12 protein-coding genes and 3 pseudogenes are annotated in these 14,925 nt (G+C 71.8%); 1 reads left to right on the forward strand and 14 read right to left on the reverse strand.

Going from position 1 to position 14,925, the window contains the following annotated elements; all coding sequences use genetic code 11:
• Positions 1-37: 37 nt before the first annotated feature.
• The 9 genes and pseudogenes from AB0J10_RS15515 to AB0J10_RS15555 form a co-directional block, all read right to left on the reverse strand.
• Positions 38-697 carry a response regulator transcription factor gene (locus tag AB0J10_RS15515; RefSeq protein ID WP_363061725.1) on the reverse strand — a complete coding sequence of 220 codons (660 nt, stop codon included), beginning with the start codon at positions 695-697 and terminating at the stop codon, positions 38-40.
• Complete coding sequence (locus tag AB0J10_RS15520) at positions 694-1,998, reverse strand: histidine kinase (RefSeq protein ID WP_363061783.1); 1,305 nt, start codon at positions 1,996-1,998, stop codon at positions 694-696. Before AB0J10_RS15520 ends, AB0J10_RS15515 begins: the two co-directional genes overlap by 4 nt.
• Before the next feature lie 169 nt (positions 1,999-2,167).
• Positions 2,168-3,016, reverse strand: coding sequence for an NmrA family NAD(P)-binding protein (locus tag AB0J10_RS15525; protein ID WP_363061727.1), 849 nt, complete (start codon positions 3,014-3,016; stop codon positions 2,168-2,170).
• A gap of 104 nt (positions 3,017-3,120) precedes the next feature.
• On the reverse strand, positions 3,121-4,020 hold the full coding sequence (locus AB0J10_RS15530) for an alpha/beta hydrolase (protein WP_363061729.1): 900 nt from the start codon (positions 4,018-4,020) through the stop codon (positions 3,121-3,123).
• 78 nt (positions 4,021-4,098) lie between these two features.
• Positions 4,099-5,316, reverse strand: coding sequence for a kynureninase (gene kynU, locus AB0J10_RS15535; protein ID WP_363061731.1), 1,218 nt, complete (start codon positions 5,314-5,316; stop codon positions 4,099-4,101).
• Entirely contained in the window at positions 5,309-6,154 is an 846-nt protein-coding gene (gene kynA, locus AB0J10_RS15540) for a tryptophan 2,3-dioxygenase (protein WP_363061733.1), read from the reverse strand. The genes kynU and kynA overlap by 8 nt, the downstream gene beginning before the upstream one ends.
• A gap of 158 nt (positions 6,155-6,312) precedes the next feature.
• Positions 6,313-6,456: pseudogene (locus AB0J10_RS15545) on the reverse strand (DUF3151 family protein); the annotation flags it as partial.
• Between the two features lie 439 nt (positions 6,457-6,895).
• A pseudogene (locus AB0J10_RS15550) lies at positions 6,896-7,180 on the reverse strand (IS3 family transposase); the annotation flags it as partial.
• A gap of 117 nt (positions 7,181-7,297) precedes the next feature.
• A complete protein-coding gene (locus tag AB0J10_RS15555; RefSeq protein WP_363061735.1) occupies positions 7,298-8,746 on the reverse strand; it encodes a recombinase family protein in 1,449 nt (482 codons plus the stop codon).
• A 122-nt stretch (positions 8,747-8,868) separates the two neighbouring features.
• On the opposite strand from AB0J10_RS15555, the gene AB0J10_RS15560 reads away from it, so the two are divergent.
• Positions 8,869-9,288 carry a DUF3151 domain-containing protein gene (locus AB0J10_RS15560; protein ID WP_363061737.1) on the forward strand — a complete coding sequence of 140 codons (420 nt, stop codon included), beginning with the start codon at positions 8,869-8,871 and terminating at the stop codon, positions 9,286-9,288.
• A 90-nt stretch (positions 9,289-9,378) separates the two neighbouring features.
• On the opposite strand, the pseudogene AB0J10_RS15565 reads toward AB0J10_RS15560, so the two are convergent.
• The 5 genes and pseudogenes from AB0J10_RS15565 to pyrE form a co-directional block, all read right to left on the reverse strand.
• Positions 9,379-9,653 (reverse strand): annotated as a pseudogene (locus tag AB0J10_RS15565) (DUF3151 domain-containing protein); the annotation flags it as partial.
• A 242-nt stretch (positions 9,654-9,895) separates the two neighbouring features.
• Positions 9,896-11,392, reverse strand: coding sequence for an MFS transporter (locus AB0J10_RS15570; protein ID WP_363061739.1), 1,497 nt, complete (start codon positions 11,390-11,392; stop codon positions 9,896-9,898).
• 281 nt (positions 11,393-11,673) lie between these two features.
• Complete coding sequence (locus AB0J10_RS15575; RefSeq protein ID WP_363061741.1) at positions 11,674-12,837, reverse strand: MalY/PatB family protein; 1,164 nt, start codon at positions 12,835-12,837, stop codon at positions 11,674-11,676.
• A 100-nt stretch (positions 12,838-12,937) separates the two neighbouring features.
• Positions 12,938-13,960 carry a class II fructose-bisphosphate aldolase gene (gene fbaA, locus AB0J10_RS15580; protein WP_363061743.1) on the reverse strand — a complete coding sequence of 341 codons (1,023 nt, stop codon included), beginning with the start codon at positions 13,958-13,960 and terminating at the stop codon, positions 12,938-12,940.
• Between the two features lie 177 nt (positions 13,961-14,137).
• Positions 14,138-14,677 carry an orotate phosphoribosyltransferase gene (gene pyrE / locus AB0J10_RS15585; protein WP_363061745.1) on the reverse strand — a complete coding sequence of 180 codons (540 nt, stop codon included), beginning with the start codon at positions 14,675-14,677 and terminating at the stop codon, positions 14,138-14,140.
• Positions 14,678-14,925: the final 248 nt, after the last annotated feature.

Genomic DNA, 14,925 nt, shown 5'->3' on the forward strand with positions numbered 1-14,925 from the left:
GCAGACCTCCCGTGGGGTACGCCCGCCGCAACGGCCGTCAGCCCGGCGTGACCAGCCGCGCCTCATAGGCGAACACCGCCGCCTGCGTCCGGTCGCGCAACCCCAGCTTCACCAGGACCCTGCTGACGTGGGTCTTGATCGTGGACTCCGCGACGACGAGGTGCGAGGCGATCTCCGCGTTCGACAGGCCCTGCGCGATCAGGACGAGCACCTCCGTCTCACGTTCGGTCAGATCGCCGATGCGGGCGAGGGCGGGCGTCCTGGGCTCGGCCGAGATCCGGGAGAACTCCGTGATCAGCCTGCGGGTGACGGTCGGCGCGAGCAGGGCCTCGCCCGCCGCCACCACCCGCACCCCGTCCGCCAGTTGGCGGGCGGAGGCGTCCTTCAGCAGGAAGCCGGAGGCACCGGCGCGCAGCGCCTGGTACACGTACTCGTCCAGGTCGAATGTCGTCAGCACCAGCACCTTCGCCTCGCTGTCGGCCGCGACGATCTCCCGGGTGGCCTCGATGCCGTTGAGCTCGGGCATGCGGATGTCCATCAGGACCACGTCGGGGCGCAGCGCGTCGACCTGGGCGACCGCCTCGCGGCCGTTGACCGCCTCGCCGATCACCTCGATGTCGGGCATGGCGTTCAGCAGGACGGAGAAGCCCTCGCGGACCATCGCCTGGTCGTCGACGATGAGGACGCGGATGGTCATGCGGTCTCTTCCCTCACGACGGGGAGGAACACGGCGACCTCGTAGCCGCCGTCCTCCGTGGGGCCGGTGGTCATCTCGCCGTTCAGCATGGAGACGCGCTCGCGCATCCCCGTGAGGCCGTGTCCCGTTCCGGTGGAGAGGGGCGGGCGGAGCCCTCGTCCGGGGGAGTCCACGGGGTGACGCGCGGGCTTGACCAGGCCGCGGACCGGGCCATTGACGACGCGGACGCCGAGCCCGCCGAGCACGTACGACACCTCGACCTTCGCGGAGGCGCCCGGCGCGTGGCGCAGAGCGTTGCTCAGGGCCTCCTGGACGATGCGGTACGCCGAGAGCTCGACGCCCGGAGGGAGTGGCCGGACCGCTCCGGTGACCGCGAGGCCGACCTCGAGACCGGCGTCCCGGACGTTCCCCAGCAGCCCGTCGAGATCGGCGAGGGTCGGCTGGGGCGCGTCGGGGGCCTCGTAGTCCTCCGCCCGTACGACGCCGAGTACACGGCGCAGTTCGGTGAGCGCTGCCACGGCGTTCTCCCTGATCGTCACGAACGCCTGCTCGAGCTCGGGCGGCGGGTTCTCCACGCGGTAGGGAGCGGCCTCCGCCTGGATGGCGACGACCGACATGTGGTGGGCCACCACGTCGTGCAGTTCGCGGGCGATGGTGGTGCGCTCCTCCAGCAGGGTGCGCCGGTCGCGCTCGACGGCGGTGACGCTCTGCTGGGCCGCGACCTCGCGCTCCGCGTCCCTGCGGACCTGCGCCAGTGCCACGACGAGCAGCGCGACGGCGGCGACGAACATCAGCGGTGCGGTGGCGCCGGGGTAGCCGCGGCCGAGGACGGACTCGGCGAACAGGCCGTACGTCCCGGTCAGCAGCCACATCCAGAAGGCGGCCCGCGGCCGGGTCCGTGCCGCGACGACGGTCAGCACGGCGAGATGGGAGGCGATGGTGGCCGGCGCCCACGGCCACTCGCCCCAGGTTCCGGCCAGGACCGCGAGGAACGGTGTGGTGGCGAGCGAGGCCCAGAACGCCAGCACCGGACGGACCAGCGTCATCAGCACCGTGGCCGCGGGAACCGCCGTGAGGACCAGGAGGACGAGGCCGAAGGCACCGGAGGTGGTGGAGGCGCCGATGAGCAGCACCAGCAGGGCACCGGCCGCGACCACCGCGTGCGGGGTCCAGGCGGCGTACCGGCGGATACGCGCCGGCAGCCGCCGGATCAGCGGTCCGTCGCCCGCCAGCGGGGCCAGCGGCCGGTACGCGAAGGCGTCGTGGAAGAGGTCCTGCCGCAGCCCGCCGAGCGCGCCCATGGCCAGGCGGAACTCGGGGCTGCGGCTGTCGGCTTCGGTGCGCGGTATGCGCTGCGTGGTCGGCGTGTCGGTCACGTCAGCAAAGGTACGGCCGGAGTACGGACGCGGTCGTCACCTGCGGTGGGGATCCTTCCGCGTCCGTCCCAGGTACTACTCGGGTCCTCCCAGGTCAGGCCCGGAACGCGGGCGCGTGCTCGGCGGCCCACTCGGCGAAGCTCCGCGCCGGGCGACCGGTGACCCTCCGCACGGTGTCGACGACGGTCCGGCCCTCGGGCGGGGTGTCGCCGTACACGTCGAGCAGGAAGTCGACCACGTCCTGCGGCAGACCGGCGGCCCGCCACCTGGAGACGGCCTCGTCCGGAGTGAGTTCCCTCAGGGCGATGTCCCTGCCCCGGGCCTTCGCGAGCGTGTCCACCTTGTCCTGGAGGCTCAGCACCTCGGGACCGGTGATCAGGTACGTCTCCCGGTCGTGCCCTTCCTCGGTGAGGGCGACCGCGGCGACGGCGCCGATGTCGGCCTCGTGGACCATGGCGCTGAGCCGGTCGGTGAACGGCTCGCCGACGGTGTCCTCGGTGCGGATCCCGTCGGCCCACTCCAGCGCGTTCGCCATGAACTCGACCGGCATCAGCACCGTCCAGGCCAGGCCGCTCTGGCGCACGGCGTCCTGGAGCGGGGTGTCACCGCCGCCGTTCAGCACGGTGATCCGCCGCACCCCGGCCTCACGGGCGAGTGCGACGATCTCCGGTCCGGTCTCCAGCGGGGCCATGTACTCCCCGTCGAAGGTGATGAGGTGCAGTCCGGTGACGCCCTCCAGGGCCGGTGCCAGGCTCGCCGGATCGGTGAGGTCGCCGCGGACCGCCTCGGCACCCGCCGGCAGCAGGGCGCGGGCCCGGCCGGGGTCGCGGGTCAGGGCGCGGACCGTGTGCCCGCGGCCGAGCAGTTCGGCGACGACCTGGTGGCCGACCGTCCCGGTGGCTCCGGCGACGAGGATCTTCTGGGGGTGCGGGGGATTCGTCATGCGCTCACCGTAGGAAGGCTTGCGGACACCTTCTGTCCGCGTCTCCGCCGTGCACCGCACCCGGTGGCGATCCGCCCCGCCGGGCCGGGTCGGGGCGGCAGCCGTCACCAGGCGAGCTGTGCGATCTCCTCCGCGACCACCGCGCAGGCGTCCGCCGACGGGTCGATGAGCGGGAAGTGACCGACGTCCCCGAGCAGGGTGAGACCGACCGTCTCGCCCGCCTTCGCGGCCGCGTCGACGTAGGACTCGGCGACGGCCTGCGGCACGACGGTGTCCTCGCGGCCCTGGACGACGGCCGTGGCGATCCCGGTGGGCAGCAGCACGGCCGGATCCGCGCAGCCCGCGCGCGCCTCGAACTCCGCCTCACCGCCGAGGAGCTGAAGCACCGCGCCACCGCAGACGTCCAGCTCGGCCGCCCGCCCCAGGTCGCCGATCGGCGCCAGCGCGACGACACCGCGCAACTCCGGGGCGGCCGGGAGCCGCCAGGGCGAGCCCGCCGGCAGTACGTGCCGGGCGGCCGCCCACAGCGCGAGGTGCCCGCCCGCCGAATGGCCGGTGAGGACCATGCGCCGCGGGTCGGCCTGCGGCAGCGCCGTGCGGGCCAGCTCCGGCAGCGCGTCCATCGCCGCCGCGATGTCGTCGAACGTCTCCGGCCAGCGCCCGGCGACCGGCCCGCCGCCGCCCTGCCCGCCGCCGCCCTGCTCGGCGCGCTGCTGGGGCAGCGACGCCCCCCTGCGGTACTCCACGTTCGCCACGGCGAAACCGCGCCGCGCCAGGAAGTCCGCGAACGGGGTGATGTGCCGCCGGTCGTACGGCGCCCGCCACGCCCCGCCGTGCAGAACCACCACGAGCGGCGCCGGCCCCCGGCCGTCGCGCGGCACGTAGAAGTCGACGACCTGGTCCGGGTGTGCGCCGTAGGTCGCCGAAGCGTCCGGGGCGACGGCCGGGTGCGACAGTGCCGAGGCCTCCTCGGCGGCGTCGCGAGCGGCGGCGGGGTCCGGCATGCTGCTCCAACCTTTCGGTGAGGGGGCCGAGTCGGCCTGGCCAGCCGGGACGGTACCAGGCCGCCTCGACCCCCGTGATCAGCCGCCGGCCGGGACGCCCACCGCGGTCAGGACCTCGGCGAGGACCCGTGCCGCGCGCTCGGTGTCCGCGAAGCCGACGTACAGCGGGGTGAAGCCGAAGCGCAGCACATCGGGACGGCGCAGATCGCCGACCACACCGCGCGCGATCAGGGACTCCATGACCGCGGGTGCACCGGGGCAGGCCAGCGCCACCTGGCTGCCCCGCTCGGCGTGCGCGGCCGGGGTGAGCGAGGTGACCCTGCCGCGCGGCACGTACGCCTCGACGCACTCCAGGAAGAAGTCGGTGAGGGCGAGACTCTTGGCCCGCACCGACTCCACCGTGACCCCGTCCCACACGTCGAGTGCCGCCTCCAGCGCCAGCATCGAGAGGATGTCGGGCGTGCCGACCCGGCCGCGCACCGCGCCCTCGGCCGGGGTGTAGCCCCGCGTCATCCCGAAGGGGTCGGCGTGCGAGTTCCAGCCCGGCAGCGGCGAGTCGAAGCGGTCCTGGTGGCGCTCGGCCACGTACAGGTACGCGGGCGAACCGGGCCCGCCGTTCAGGTACTTGTACGTGCAGCCGACCGCGAGGTCCACCCCGTGCTCGTCGAGGCCGACGGGCAGCGCGCCCGCGCTGTGGCACAGGTCCCAGACCGCGAGGGCGCCCCGCCCGTGCAGTGCGGCCGTGATCCCGGGCAGGTCGTGGAGACGGCCCGTGCGGTAGTCGACGTGGTTCACGAGCGCGGCGGCCGTGCGCGGGCCCACCGCGTCCGGAACGTCGGCGGGGTCGACGACGACCGTCCGGTGGCCGGTCAGCCGGGCGGCCGACTCGGCGATGTACCCGTCGGTGGGGAAGGTCGTGGCGTCGACGAGGATCTCGTCACGGCCCTCGGGCGCCATGCGCACCGCCGCGACCACGGCCTTGAAGACGTTCACGCTCGTGGAGTCGCCGACGACGACCTGACCCGGCGCGGCCCCGACGAGTGGGGCTATCCGCTCGCCGATCCGCTCCGGCGCCGTCCACCAGCCGCTCTCGTCCCAGGAGCGGATGCGCAGTTCGCCCCACTGCCTGCCGATGACGTCGGCCATCCGGTCCTCGACGTGGCGCGGCAGGGCGCCGAGCGAGTTCCCGTCCAGGTACACCGTGCCGTCGTCGAGCGCGAACAGCTCCCGCCGCTCGGCCAGTCCGTCCGCCGCGTCCAGCTCCGCGGCCCGCTCCGCCAGTCGGTTCTCAGACATGGCTGCGCGCCGTCCACAGCTCGGGGAACACGTTCTTGGCGGCCCGCTTCTCCAGCCAGGCGACGCCCGCGGAGCCACCGGTGCCGGCCTTGGCGCCCATCGCGCGCCGGGTGGCGACGAGATGGTCGTTGCGCCAGCGCCACACCAGTTCCCCTACATCGGTCAGCGCCTCGCCGAGGCGCACGAGCTCGGCGTCCTGGTCCTCGCTCGCGTAGACCTCCGCCCACACCTGCTCGACCTCGGGGGACGGCTCGTAGCGCTGCGACAGGTCACGGTCGAGGACGGACTGCGGAACGGGCAGGCCGCGGCGGGCAAGCAGCCGGAGCACCTCGTCGTAGAGGCTCGGCTCGTGCAGGGCCTTCTCCAGCTCGGCGTGGACGCGCGGGGCGCCACGGTGCGGCACCAGCATGGACGCGGACTTCTCACCGAGCAGGAACTCCATCCGCCGGTACATCGCGGACTGGAAGCCGGAGCCCTCGCCGAGGGCGCTGCGGTAGGCGTTGAACTGCACGGGGGTGAGCTGCGCGAGCGGCCGCCAGGAGGCGTTGAGCGCGTCCAGCTCCCGCACGGAGCGCTTCAGCGCGTCCATGGCGACGGGCACCTCGTCCCGGCGCAGCGCCCGGGAAGCGGTCTCCCACTCGTGGACGATCACGGTGAACCAGAGCTCCATCACCTGGGTGGTCACCAGGAACACCATCTCGCCGGGATCGTCGGAGAGGGGGTGCTGGAGGTGGGTGAGAACGTCCGCCTGGACGTAGTCCTCGTACGGGGTCGTGCCCGCGAAGTCGAGGTTCGGGGTGACCGAACCCGCTCCGGAGGCATCGGGAAATTGCGACATTCGCCGTCTCCTGACACATGTGTCCGGGTAGCGGTCCGCTCCTTCCGTTCGTGGTCTCGGAGCCCCGGTCCCCTGCGCGCATCATAAACACGGGTCCCGGCGGTGACGCGAGGGGCGGGTGCCCGGTCAGGGCACCCGCCCCGTGCGGATCGGAAGGATCAGCCGAGGGTGTCGGCCGCCGTCTCGGACGAGTCGCGCAGGAACGTGCTGCAGCGCTCGTACTCGTCCTGCTCACCGATCGCCTGCGCGGCGCGGGCGAGCGCGTGCAGGGCACGCAGGAAACCACGGTTCGGCTCGTGCTCCCCAGAGAAAGGTCAAAGATGTAACTGGAGCATGAGGGGGAACGGTATGACCGAGCAGGAGTGGCTGGACAGCCTCGCGGCCCAGCTGCCGGAGCAGGATCCGGAGTGGGTGGTGGACCTTGCCAGGATCTGCTCCACGGAGTGGACGGGCGACAAGCCTCCTACGGGGGAGGCCCGCAAACCCGCCAGGGCAAGTGCCGCTCTACCTGACGGCGACGATTCGAGGCGCACCAGCGCGCCGGCGGGGTTTCAGGATCGCTCGCAAACCGACGGGAGCTGAACCGATGGCCTCTTCGTGCGAGGCCACACGGAGGGAGCCACGCTTGAGATGCGCGAAACCTGCGTACACGCCCGCGCCGAGATCGAGAATGATGTAGTTGCCCCATAGGTGGCGGGGCCAGCCCAGGCTACGTACGAAGCCAGAAGGACGACCCCCGGGTACCACAGTCGCGGTGAAGTCGCGCATCACCAGGTCCGGCACGGGCGGGGTCGCCCTGGCCGCGATCGTCGTGCGCTTCTTGCGCCGCAGGTACCGGCCGATGATGTGGTTGATCCGCATCAGCCGGGCCACCCGCTTGCGGTTGATCTTCCACCCCAGGGCCCGCAGCTCCGCATGCACCCGCGGGGCACCGTATGCGCCCTGGTGTCCGGCATGGATGGCGCGGATCTCGGCCACCGTCCGCTTCATCTCGGCCTGGCGCTCGGCACGAGAATCCATTGTCAGGGTGTCCACTCCAAAGGATCAGCCTCAGTCGACGATCTGCTCCGCATCTTCGGCATAGACCGGTCGTGAACCAACGAAGCCGGGTCCCGACAGGCAAGGGGCCCCGGCCTCCATCTGTCACCTGAGCACCGGCTCGATGTCCGCCGGATCGAAGATCGGCCCGTTGGACGCGGGCTTGATGATGACCGCGCGGAAGACCTTGAGGACCGCGGCACGCCGCTGCTCGATCGCCAGGCTCTCCCACCGACCCCGTATGTCGATGGGGCCCGCCGCGAAAGTCGCGGCCTCGGCCCGATGCAGGGCTCGCTCCCGATGCAACTCCGCGATCCGCTTCTCCAGGTCCTCGGTGAGCGCGATGTAACGAGCGGCCGACATGCGCTTCTCCTGCCACGCCTGCTTGAACTCGGCCATGTCCCGCTCCAGGGAGGCCAGTTGCTCCTCCTTGGTCCATTCCGGCGCCCGCTCACGTACGCTCGCCAGCGCCTTGTCCGAGCTGAGGAACACCGCGTTCCTGATGAGACGGTCGACCGGTTCGCCGGCCCTGGCCACTCCCCCGCATCCACCGTCGTTCTTACCGGGGCACGCGTACTTGAACTGCGACGACGTCTTCGTCTTCCGGTACGACGGGAAAGCCCGCATCTTCGTACCGCACCGCCCGCACCGGGCGATACCGGAGAGCAGGTACTTGGTCGCGTTGTCCCGTGGAACACGGCCCTCCGACTCCCGCTTGACCTTCTCCGTCAGCAGGTACCAGTCATCGGGAGTGATGACCGGCTCCCAATCGCCGACGACGGGAGCACCGCTCTCGTCCAGGAACAACTCACCCTGGTGCATCCGGTAGCCGCAGATCCGCGGGTTCATCAGCATCCGCTTGATCTTGGAGTCGTCGAAGAAACCGCCGCTGTGGGACCTGATCCCCTTGTCTCTCCACTCGCGCGCGATCGATGCCCAGCGGATCCCGCCCAGGAAGTCCTTCACGGCCTTGCGGAGGTTCTCGGCCTCCTCCGGCACCAGCGTCCTGCGGTCCTCGCGGTTCCATCCGTACGGTGCCCGGCCGCCGGGGAGCTTTCCCTGCGCCGCCAGTTCCAGGTGCTTGCGCTTCGTCCGCTTCGACGTGTCCGACGATGACTTGTTGGCGATGGTGACCTTGATCCGCGCGATGAACCGACCGTTCTCCGTCGACAGGTCGATGTCCGACGCCGAGACGGAGTCGAAGACGAGGTGACGCTTCCGGCGCTCGGCATCCTCGTACTCGTCGATCCACGCCTCCAGTTCACGCGGCTGGCGCGTGAAGCGGTCGATGTCCCAGGCGACGACCCCGTCGATCCGCCCGGCCTTCAGGTCTTCCAGCATCTGCCGGAACTCCGGACGGACCGTCTTGCGCTTGTACGCGGAGAGGTCGTTGTCCTCGTAGACCTTGGCGACCTCCCACCCCCGGGCAGCGCAGTGCAGTCGGCAGTCCTCTTCCTGCCGTGCGACGCCCAGCCCCTCGGCCTCGTCGTCCTTGCTGATCCGGGTGTAGACGCCCACCTGAATTGCCCCGCAGGACCCCCGTCGTGCCGCCATGCGCCGGATCGTCGCACATCGCGATCAGGTACATCAAGCGCCTTTCTCATATCACTCAGGACCAAGGCCGATATCCCGCAGAGGCGTCCCGAACGTCCGTCCCCAAGTGGCAGACTGATTGCATGACGACGCACAAGAACCTGCTCGGCGGCCCGGACCCGACCCACCTGCCGGAGAACGAAGAGGCGTACCGCCTGCTGGGCGAGGAGTCCCTGGCGCCGGCCGAGGTCGCGGCGAAGCATCCGACGTTCTCGCTCGCCTGGGCGATGCTCGCGGACGACGCCTTCGAGGCGGGGCGGGTGATCGAGTCGTACGCCTACGCGCGCACCGGCTATCACCGCGGTCTGGACTCGCTGCGCCGTGCCGGGTGGAAGGGACATGGCCCCATCCCTTGGGACCACCGGGCCAATCGCGGGTTCCTGCGCTGCCTCGCCGCCCTCGCCCGTGCCGCCGGCGCGATCGACGAGAAGGACGAGACGGAGCGTTGCTGGCAGTTCCTCAAGGACAGCAGCGCCGAGGCGTACGCCGAACTGAAGCGGTAGTCACCGCAGTTGAGACGTCTGTGTCGCCGTCGCTCAGGCAGCGGCGGCGGCACGGAATGCAGAAACAACCCGATTACATGTAGCGCCCTTCTCCCACGGCACCGGGCCGTGCCCCTTCCAGCCGCTGCGGCGCAGCGCGTCCAGGCGCCGGTGGTATCCCGTACGCGCGTACGCGTACGACTCGACGACCCGCCCGGCCTCGAACGCCTCGTCGGCGAGCTGGGCCCAGGCGAGCGAGGAGGTCGGGTACTTCGCGGCGACATCGGCGGGGGCCGTACCGTTCGCGAGCATCTCCCGCGGCTCGGGGTCGTCGGGCAGATGGGTGGGGGGGGCGGTCCCCCCAGCAGGTTCTCGTGGATGGCCATGGGTTCAGTGCCACAGGTCGCCGGCGGATCCGTGGAGCCGGTGGCCGCACACGCCGGGGAGGGGCGCGGTCGTCCCAGGCCGGATGAGGGAGGCACCCGGCCTGGGCCGGGACGTCCGACGAGGCGGCGTCGTGGCGGGGACGCGGGGAGACGGCGGGCGGAGGCACCGGCATGCGACGGAGCGGGGACGCGGGAGGTGGCGGTGGTGCCCGGCAGGGACCGGGGGCGGTCGTCAGCGGCCGTCAACCCCCGCCACCGCGTCGTCCGGGTCGTCGATCCAGCCGGCCGTCCCCGGTGCACCCGCGCTCCGGCTCGGGCACCGGCTCCAGAGGTGGCGCGCCCACACCGCAGTGCACCTTGCATGCGGCGTGGCCGGGCACCTCCGCCGGCCGCCGCACCATGGCCCACGCCAGCACCGCGCCCACCACGAGGACCAGCGCGCACAGGGGCATCGCCCGGGCGAAGGCCGCCGCGAACTGATCCGGGATCCGGTACGCCTCCGGCCCCATCCCGGCCAGCATCGGCAGCGCGGCCACCGCGAGCAGCCCCGCCGCCCGGGCCGCCGCGTTGTTGACGCCGCTGGCGATCCCGGCCCGCGCGGTGTCCACGGACGCCAGCACGGTCGCGGTCAGCGGCGCCACCAGGATCACCATCCCCACGCCCAGCACCACCAGAGCCGGCAGCACATCGGCGACGTAGGCGGCGTCGGGTCCGACGCGCAGCATCAGCAGCATCCCGGCGGCGCACAGCAGCGGCCCTACGGTGAGCGGGATGCGCGGTCCGATCCGCTCGCCCAGCTGGCCGGCCCGTGCGGAGAGCAGCAGCATCAGCACGGTGGTGGGCAGCAGCGCGGTACCGGCGGCCAGGGCCGAGTAGCCCGAGACGACCTGGAGTTGCAGGGCGGTGAGGAAGAAGAAGCCGCTGAACCCCGCGTACACGCACACGGTCACCAGGTTCACCGCCGTGAACAGCCGGGAGCGGAAGATCGACACCGGCAGCATCGGATTCCTCCGGCGCTGTTCCAGCCGGACGAACACGGCGCCCGTCAGCACGCCCGCGACGCCTGTCCACCACGAGCCGTCGATCAGCGCGTACGTCACCAGCGCGAGGGCGAGCGCCCCCAGCGCCGCGCCCAGCACATCGAACCGGCCGTGAGCCGCGGGGTCACGCGACTCGGGGACATGGCGCATCGCGACCGGCACGCACAGGGCGGCCAAGGGCACGTTCAGCAGGAAGACCCACCGCCAGCCGGGGCCGTCGACGAGCCAACCGCCGACGAACGGCCCGACCGCCGCGCCCACCCCGCCGAATCCGGACCACAGCCCCACGGCCCTGGCCCGGTCGTCCGGGTGGAAGCTCGCCTGGATCAGCGCGAGCGACCCCGGAGTGAGCAGCGCCCCACCGACGCCCTGCAGCGCCCGGGCGACGATCAGCACACCGGCGTTCGGCGCCAGTCCGCAGGCGAGCGAGGCCAGCGCGAACCACACCACCCCGACGAGGAACACCCGGCGGCGCCCGTACCGGTCCCCCAGCGCCCCGCCCAGCAGAATCAGCCCGGCGAGGGTGAGCATGTAGGCGTTGACGGTCCACTGGAGCTGGGCGAGATCGGCGTCGAGGTCCTCACCGATGTGGGGCAGGGCGACATTGACGACGGTGGAGTCGAGCATGGCCATGCCGGACCCGAGGACGGTCGTCAGGACGATCCAGCGCCCGGTTGCCGACGCGAGCCTGATGTCCATACGGCGAATCATTCCGCTCCACGGGTCTCCCGGCGACCCGGCCACGGGTCGCCGAACCACGGCCGGGTGCGGCTCGATACGGGGCCCGGGCGTGGCGGGCCGGAGGCCGGGGGCGGCTCGATACAGGGCCCGGGCGTGGCGGGCCGGAGACCGGGGGCGGGGGCGGCCGGGGCACGAGCCGGCCGGCCCCGGGCAGCGGCGTCAGTTCAGCCGGATCAGGGCGCACGATCACGCCGGAGCCCCGGTCGACCGCCGATCCCGGCCGGCCCCGGACGGCGGCTTCAGGTCAGCCGGGTCAGCGCCCGCACCAGCGCGTCGGCGCCCGCCTCCGCCTTGGACCGGGGACAACCCAGATTGAGGCGGACGAAGCCGTCCGCCCCGTACACCCGGCCCGGCATGATCGCGACGCGCTCCCGCTCGACCAGCTCCCGTTGCAGCGCCTCGTCGTCCACGCCCAGCGCCCGGAGGTCGACCCACGCCAGGTAACCCGCCTGCGGCGGCTCCCAGCCGAGGACGGGGAAGGCCGACCGCAGCCGCTCCTCCAGCATCGCCAGGTTCCCCGCCACATAGCCGCGGGCGGCGTCCAGCCATCCGGCCCCGTCCCGGTACGCGGCGATGTGCGCCGTCAGCGAGAGCACGGCCGGCGAGGCGAGCCCCTCACCTGTCTCCATACGCCGGACGAACGCCGCACGCTCCCCGGGATCGCCGATGATCCCGTAGGAGCCGGTCAGCGCCGGGAAGTTGAACGCCTTTGACGCCGAGGTGACCAGCGCCCACCGCCCCCGGCCGTCCGCGAACCGCGTCCACGGCAGATGCCGGTGCCCGTCGTGCACGAAGTCGGCGTGGATCTCGTCCGAGATCACGGCGACCCCGTGCGTCTCCGCCAGCTGGGAGAACCCCTTCAGCTCGTCCTCGGTCCACACCCGTCCGGTGGGGTTGTGGGGCGAGCAGAGGATCAGTACCTTCGCGTCGGCCCGGGCGAGCTCCCGCTCCAGCCCCGCCCCGTCGCCCACCGCGACCCCCCGGAGCCGGCGCCCGAGGCCCGTCACCGCCTTGCGGAAGCCGTCGTACGTGGGGGTGTGGACGACGACCCCGTCCCCCGGCTCCGTCCACATCCGCAGCAGCTGCGACACCTGGTTGAGGACCGACGGTGCGTACACGATCCGCTCCGGATCGAGCGGGGTGCCGTGTCGCCGCGCGTACCAGCCGCGTATCGCCTCGCGGAACGCACCGAGCCGCCAGTCGGTGTACCCGAAGACCCCGTGCGCGAGACGCTCGCGCAGTGCGTCCAGCACCTGCGGCGGGGATGCGAAGTCCATGTCGGAGATGGTGAACGGCAGCAGTCCTTCCACGCCGAACCGGTCGGCGGCACCGTCCCACTGCACGCTGTCGGTGCCGCGCCGGTCGACGGGGGTGTCGAAGTCGTACGGAGCGTGGTGCGTCAACGTCGGATCCCTCCGGACAGGACGAAGGCCCGGCACCGTTCGCCGGTACCGGGCCTCACGTCGGCTGGGTCTCGTCCCGCTCGCCTCGGCCTGCCGCCGGTTACTTCATCTTGTTGCCGGCGGCGCGCAGCACCTGGCAGGCCTCGAGGACACGCTTCGACATGCCCGCCTCGGCCGCCTTGCCCCAGGAGCGCGGGTCATAGGTCTTCTTGGAGCCGACCTCGCCGTCAACCTTCAGCACGCCGTCGTAGTTCTTGAACATGTGGTCCGCGACGGGGCGGGTGAAGGCGTACTGGGTGTCGGTGTCGAGGTTCATCTTGACGACCCCGTTCTCCAGTGCGACCGCGATCTCCTCGGCCGTGGAGCCGGAGCCGCCGTGGAAGACGAAGTCGAACGGCTCGGACTTGCCGTACTTGGCGCCGACACCCTCCTGGAGCTCCTTCAGCAGCTCGGGACGGAGCACGACGTTGCCCGGCTTGTAGACGCCGTGGACATTGCCGAAGGAGGCGGCCAGCAGGTAGCGGCCCTTCTCGCCCAGGCCGAGCGCCTCGGCGGTGCGGATGGCGTCCTCGACCGTGGTGTACAGCTCGTCGTTGATCTCGTGCGTGACGCCGTCCTCCTCGCCGCCGGTCGGGGTGATCTCGACCTCGAGGACGATCTTGGCGGCGGCCGCACGGGCCAGCAGCTCCTGGGCCACGGACAGGTTGTCGGCCAGGGTCTCGGCCGAGCCGTCCCACATGTGCGACTGGAAGAGCGGGTTCTGGCCCTGGGCGACACGCTGCTCGGAGATGGCCAGGAGCGGGCGGACGTAGCCGTCCAGCTTGTCCTTCGGGCAGTGGTCGGTGTGCAGGGCGATGTTGACCGGGTACTTGTCGGCCACGATGTGGGCGAACTCGGCGAGGGCCACGGCGCCGGTCACCATGTCCTTGTTGTACTGGCCACCCAGGAACTCCGCACCACCGGTGGAGATCTGGACGATGCCGTCGCTCTCGGCCTCCGCGAAACCGCGCAGCGCAGCGTGCAGGGTCTGGGACGAGGTGACGTTGATGGCCGGGTAGGCGAACTTGCCTGCCTTCGCCCGGTCGAGCATCTCGTTGTAGACCTCGGGGGTTGCGATGGGCATCTGTCCGCTCCTTGTGATGTGCGGTTTGCGTTGCTTGGCACCCTGACCTGGGGGCGACGTCATCGTCGCACCTATCTTTCCAGACGCCCATGGGGGCTCAGGGGGCAAGGGGCGGGACGTTTCACGTGAAACGCCCGCCCTCTGCGATAAAGCGCAGGTCAGCTCCGACCGCCGGAATCAGGCGAGGCCGAGGTCCTGCAGTTCGAATCCGGTCAGATAGGGCAGCCCCGCCTCGGAGATCGCCCCTGCGGCGCCGCGGTCCACGATCGTGGCCACGGCGACGACCTCGCCGCCGGCCTCCCGAACGGCCTCGACCGCGGTGAGCGGCGAACCACCGGTCGTGGAGGTGTCCTCGACGACAAGGCAACGGCGGCCCTTGACGTCCGCGCCCTCGATACGCCGCTGCATCCCGTGCGTCTTCTGGGCCTTCCGCACGACGAACGCGTCCAGACGCCCGCCGCGGGCGGCGGAGGCGTGCAGCATCGCGGACGCGACGGGGTCGGCACCCAGCGTCAGACCGCCGACGCAGTCGAAGTCCAGGTCCTTGGTCAGGTCGAGCATGACCTGGCCGACCATGGGCGCTGCCTCGCCGTCCAGCGTGATCCGGCGAAGGTCGATGTAGTAGTCGGCCTCACGACCCGAGGAGAGGGTCACCTTGCCGTGCACCACGGCCTTGTCCTTGATCTGCTGGAGCAGCTCAGCACGTACGTCAGTCATGGCCATGAGCTTAGGCCCTGCCCTGGGGCCCCGGCCGGGACCGCCCCCGGCACACCGGCTGCCGTACCGGGAGCCCGTTCGCGCCGCAGGACCCCGCGCCGGCATGGCCCCCGAACCCCGGCCCGGCCGCCCCGTACCGCAATACGCCCTAGATGTATTGCCCTGTGAGGTTGGGGACGCGGGTGGCGGGTGGTTGGCCTTTCAGCGCGGTGTGTCCGCGGTGGTGATTGTAGGTGTGCAGCCATGCG

Source organism: Streptomyces sp. NPDC049887 (genome assembly GCF_040656535.1).
Taxonomy (GTDB): Bacteria; Actinomycetota; Actinomycetes; order Streptomycetales; family Streptomycetaceae; genus Streptomyces.